The 4,768-nt window shown below is 35.5% G+C and carries 6 protein-coding genes; 4 read left to right on the top strand and 2 right to left on the bottom strand.

The genetic code is table 11. The annotated features are described in order from the left end of the window. Positions 1–88: 88 nt before the first annotated feature. Together AC2JBO_RS43195 and AC2JBO_RS43190 are read right to left on the bottom strand one after the other, a co-directional pair. A complete protein-coding gene (locus AC2JBO_RS43195; RefSeq protein ID WP_496959777.1) occupies positions 89–487 on the bottom strand; it encodes a hypothetical protein in 399 nt (132 codons plus the stop codon). 2 nt (positions 488–489) lie between these two features. After that, positions 490–1,461, bottom strand: a complete 972-nt coding sequence (locus AC2JBO_RS43190) for a hypothetical protein (protein ID WP_496959776.1) — start codon at positions 1,459–1,461, stop codon at positions 490–492. Between the two features lie 388 nt (positions 1,462–1,849). On the opposite strand from AC2JBO_RS43190, the gene AC2JBO_RS43185 reads away from it, so the two are divergent. The 4 genes from AC2JBO_RS43185 to AC2JBO_RS43170 all read left to right on the top strand — a co-directional run bounded on the left by AC2JBO_RS43185 (position 1,850) and on the right by AC2JBO_RS43170 (position 4,635). Further along, positions 1,850–2,176, top strand: coding sequence for an AAA family ATPase (locus AC2JBO_RS43185; protein WP_496959775.1), 327 nt, complete (start codon positions 1,850–1,852; stop codon positions 2,174–2,176). 866 nt (positions 2,177–3,042) lie between these two features. After that, the gene (locus AC2JBO_RS43180) at positions 3,043–3,690 is read left to right on the top strand and encodes a nucleotide-binding protein (protein WP_496959774.1); all 648 of its coding nucleotides are present in this window, start codon (positions 3,043–3,045) and stop codon (positions 3,688–3,690) included. Positions 3,691–3,701: 11 nt separating this feature from the next. Next, positions 3,702–4,169, top strand: a complete 468-nt coding sequence (locus tag AC2JBO_RS43175) for a hypothetical protein (protein ID WP_496959773.1) — start codon at positions 3,702–3,704, stop codon at positions 4,167–4,169. A gap of 10 nt (positions 4,170–4,179) precedes the next feature. Further along, on the top strand, positions 4,180–4,635 hold the full coding sequence (locus tag AC2JBO_RS43170; protein WP_496959772.1) for a restriction endonuclease: 456 nt from the start codon (positions 4,180–4,182) through the stop codon (positions 4,633–4,635). Positions 4,636–4,768: the final 133 nt, after the last annotated feature.

Below are 4,768 nucleotides of genomic sequence, written 5' to 3'. Positions count from 1 at the left end.
TTGTAAATCAAGCATATTTATAGATTTTAATTAAAATTTAGCACGCTATGTACGATAGAACCGATAAAATCTGACTAAATGATGCAGATTAAAATTCCCATTCGTGGTCTGGATCATCAAGTGCAGCACGAACATTATTTAGATTAGCAAGGTCTTTGAATGGAGAAGATTTAGCTAATTCTGCAATTGAATTCAAAGTTAATGCCAGTTGTTCATTGTTACCAGATGCGATTGCACTATCAACAATAGTAAACAAAGCATGGAAATTTTTAGCACGTTCATCGAATGAGCGGTCAAGATAACCTATCAGAAAGTCTCGTTGAGCGTTGATTTGAGCAATAGTTGTTTTTTCCCAAGCTTCAATATCGCGTCGTTTCGTTTTTTCTTCTTCAGCTATTTTGAGATAATCTGTGTATGCTGAAACCATTTCCTGTATAGATTGAACAGGATTGGTAAATTGAGCTATGATAGTTTTCTTAATGGGCATTTCTAGTTACTTCCCAATGTTCGATATTTAGCTTGAATATTTGCAGTAGCAGGGTTCAATTGACCTTCGCTATCTAAAACGGGTGTTTTCATTATTTCTGCAAGTGCTTTTACAAGAAGAGCGACTTGTTGAAATTTAGCGGCATCTCTTTTTTTATCGAATGATGCGAGAGATTCCAGTTCATTAAGTGCGAGAACTGTACGATTATTTATAGATTCTAGTACACTCTGCAACTCGTTAATTCGCTGTCTTACTTGTGCCATAAAGCATTGAGCTGTTTCAATTTTAGCAATTGCTGTATTAACTTCTGCTTCATACTCTCGTGCTTTAGTTAAAGCTTTTTCGCCCTCGCTGGCAAGCATAAAACCTCCAATTGCTAAGGCTGGACCAACTGTAATACCTCCCAAAACAAGAGAACCAAGAGCCATACCACCACCTCCAGCAGCAAGAGAACCACCTCCAAGCCATGCTAGAGTAGCATTCCAAGCAGCTGCACCGCTTAATCCTGAAATCGCTGCTCCGGTACTAGCCACTCCTACGGACGTAGCAAGACTCATGGCGCCACCATATCCTGCTGCGGCGCTTCCAATAGCTTTAAGCCCACCTTTGAAGAACTGTTCTGCTTCTAGTGCAGCAGTTTTATATTCTTTAATTTGTTGAACAGAAATACCGTCTAGACCTTCTAAAAATTCCTTTTCGCTTTGTTTCGCTTTACCGATGTTACGCTCAATAAAATCAACAAAACGCCCAATTGTACGCATCATGACATTAAGCTGAAACTGACCGTACTCTTCAGCAATACTGTTTGTGCCTCCCCAATATACTTTTAACTCATCAGCAGCATCCTCGTAACGTTTTTGAGCGCGTTTGCCAATTTCTTTTGCCTCATTCATGTCGGATATTCCTACTGCTCCAGCACCAGCTCCGGCAACAGCAGAAACTATAGCGACTGCACCCAAAATTAATGGAATCATAAAATACTCCTGATTGTTTAAACTATTCTTACCAATTTTATAAGGCTAATTACGCATAGCCTTACTATTTATATTTCCCGAACAGAGAAAATAATCACAATAGGGAAGTAGAAATAATTTAAAATTTTCATGAAGCTTATTGATAATTGATTACCGAAGAAATACTGAATATTATGTTATTGCAAACCTAACCCCCCAACCCCCTTCCTAGTAGGGAAGGGGGAGTATATTTGTATGTTTGCTCCCCTCTCCTACGAGGAGAGGGGCTGGAGGAGAGGTTCTTAACCCAAGTGTCAAAAATCAGGGTATACTTGTTACAGACTCACAAAAGCATACCTTGTTAGTATTACATAACACTTAATAAAGTCTTTTTAAAAGGCAAATATTTATGTTAACTACATTGACTCTTCAGTATTTTAAATCTGTATGTAATAAAACAACACTTCAATTAGCACCACTAACTATATTTGCTGGTGCCAACAGTTCAGGTAAAAGTACGATTATTCAAAGTTTGTTATTAACAACTCAAACATTACAAAATCCTGTAAGCTCTCGTTCACTAGTACTAAATAATCATATTTTAAAAATAGGTAATTTTAATGATATTATTTTTAATAATCAAGAATCAAAAAACATATTAATTGGCTTTGAATTATCACCAAGTGTTGATGAGCATGAGAGCTTCATTCCCACATATAAGCATATTTATGCCTGAATAAATATGAAACTTTAAAATCAATTAATTGCTCTTTCGTATTCTCATCCTGTGGGTGTGAAACTGAGAAATAAATAACACAATTACACCTCTGTTTAGAAGAATGCCAACTTACTGTTAAATCTAACTTAGAAAATCACCCTAATGAAGAAGCAATACAAATTCGTGGAAGCAAAAAAACCATACAACAACGAATAAAAGATAATAATCTATCAAAAGGAAGTCTTAACAAGGTAGAGGTTGCATCTCTAGAATACGAAATTGTAAAGCCAGATAATTTAAGATATCATGCATCTCCTGAAAACGCAAAACCATTAGGAGCGTTACTTAACCACTTCTTACCAGAGAAGATTTCTTTCGCTTTTGATGCACTTGAGGAACAATCAAGACAAATTATAGACTTGCTAATACTTTCCAAGATGTTTATAAGAATGAAACTAATATTCAAAAATCATCGATTTCAATTGCCGAATTACATGAACTTTTGACTAGAGAAGAACCAACGTTAGAAATTTATGAATTAAGGAAAGTTTATGCATAATTTTTTTGATATATTAATGCAAATGCTTTAGAATAGTAATGATAAACCCTTGCTATTAGCCCAAACTTGAATTACAAATTCTTGCATAGTTTTTAAACGTTAAATTTTAATTTCAGTATACGTCACAAATAGTCAGGAAGGAAATTTTGTATTAATGCCATGTCTAGGTATTTACCGCTCAGTGCGTCACTACTTTAATAAAGGCGCCTGTATTTATGTCAGTATATGAAGCATAGCCAAGCTTAAACCTTGCTTATACGCTTTGATAAACGCAGTTAGTTATATACAATAGCTAAGTAAGGGTGTTTAGTAACGGAAGTAAAACTTGATAGTTCTGTGTACTCACAATAGTGGAGGGGTAGGTAAAAGTACCTTGGCTATTCATGCTGCTGGTGCTTTAATAGCTTCGTCAGAGAAAACGCTTGTGATAGACTGCGATGAGCAGTCTGATTCATGGCAATTTTATACTGGTAGAATACCAACTCAAGCTCAGGATGTTGATACAGATGGTTACAGGGCAGTTATCTCTAACAAAGAACGTAAGACTGTTAAGGCTTTAGCTTTAAAAGGATTCGACCATATTGTTTTAGATATTGATACTCCTCTAAAAAATACAGTTCAAGTTATTGTTGGCAACAACCCTGACCTTGTATTAGTGCCTGTAAATAAGTCTCAAGAACTCAAAGCATTACGTAATCTTCCAAAAACATTAAAAGTCGTTTCTCAACTAGCGAAGCCTGGTTTTTCCCCAAAAGTTATTGTTGTTCCTCTTGGAGTGGCACAAGAAAGCATTTTAGAGGTGATTGATAAGATAGATGCAAAGAATAAGCCAAATACCTGTAGAGTTGCTAATGCAATTCCTAATTTACAGGATAAAATGCAATTAGCTATATATAAAGATAGAAAGTATATTTGGAGTTATGAGGGGTACGAGTATCTGCTTGTATATTTCAATTCGCTAATCAAAACTTAAAGGAGATAGGTATGTCTGTAAGTAACTACAACAATCAATCAGAGGATTATATGGTTGAACAAGCTATTGCCGAAGGTTTGCAGCAAGCGGCTGAAGCGGAACCAGTATTAGAAGTTACGCTTGAGTTTGACGACGAGCAATTAAAAAAAATTCAGCAACTGACGCAAGCTTTAGAATTATCTGTTACTGATTTATTAGATACAGCTGTTGGCTATGTTTACTTTAATCGAGATGACGAAGAAGTTAAAAAACTCTTGGAGGAATGTGTAAACACAACTAAAAACAATTCAGTTCAAGATAAATATAATCTAAATTTTGTAACCTCTATAGCGCGCTTTAAAAAATTGGTATTAACAGCTTTAGTTGCTCACAAACTTCGAGTATTGGGAATGACAGATAACATTTATGAATGTGTTACCACAGGAATAAATTTGCTTTATGAAAGATTAATTACACACAAAACCAAAGTTGCAAGTTAATGCATCAATAATGGATTACATTGAAACTAGTGCATTAATTGATGGAATTATATATTCTGATTCGTCTGTCAAGCAAGACCTTGGGCGCCGCTTTGCCGTATACCTTGGTTTAACTCCAGGTTCAGCAGGAGCAGATGGTGGGATTGATGGAGAAGGAGAAATTAATGGGGAAAAAATTTATTTCCAATCTAAATTATCCCGAAAGTCTCTAGATGCTTCGTATGTAGCGGATTTTTGGGGTAATATATCAATTTATCAAGCAAGTATTGGCATCTTATTGGCTGGTGTTGGTTATACACCAGGTTTCATGTCCAAGTTAAACAAATGTCCAAATATAGATAAGTTGAAAATTCATCTGCTAACCTTAGAAGATATTTTTACAGAAAGTTCTATTTTTGAGCAAGCTGTATTAGATTTACCTCCACTACGGGATTTAAGTAGCGGTGAGTGGGCACGCTTTAAATAATCGCGGCGCCATTAATTTACTTTCCTCCTCAGCTTATCCTTGAAAAGATAAATATTATTAATACTAAACTTATAGCGTTTTTCGGTCTAGTGAAGTACAATAGATAGAATAAAGCTGTGCATCTCCATAAAAA

This window comes from Calothrix sp. CBUCES-K 9914, from assembly GCF_059640475.1.
The sequence above is the reverse complement of the archived record's forward strand: the minus strand, read 5'-3'. Positions and strand labels throughout refer to the sequence as shown.

What these genes read in the sequence shown, in the direction of transcription:
- AC2JBO_RS43190 (WP_496959776.1), bottom strand. Translation starts at nt 1,461, where the DNA reads ATGATTCCATTAATTTTGGGTGCAGTCGCTATAGTTTCTGCTGTTGCC.
- AC2JBO_RS43170 (WP_496959772.1), top strand. Translation starts at nt 4,180, where the DNA reads ATGGATTACATTGAAACTAGTGCATTAATTGATGGAATTATATATTCT.
- AC2JBO_RS43195 (WP_496959777.1), bottom strand. Translation starts at nt 487, where the DNA reads ATGCCCATTAAGAAAACTATCATAGCTCAATTTACCAATCCTGTTCAA.
- AC2JBO_RS43175 (WP_496959773.1), top strand. Translation starts at nt 3,702, where the DNA reads ATGTCTGTAAGTAACTACAACAATCAATCAGAGGATTATATGGTTGAA.
- AC2JBO_RS43185 (WP_496959775.1), top strand. Translation starts at nt 1,850, where the DNA reads ATGTTAACTACATTGACTCTTCAGTATTTTAAATCTGTATGTAATAAA.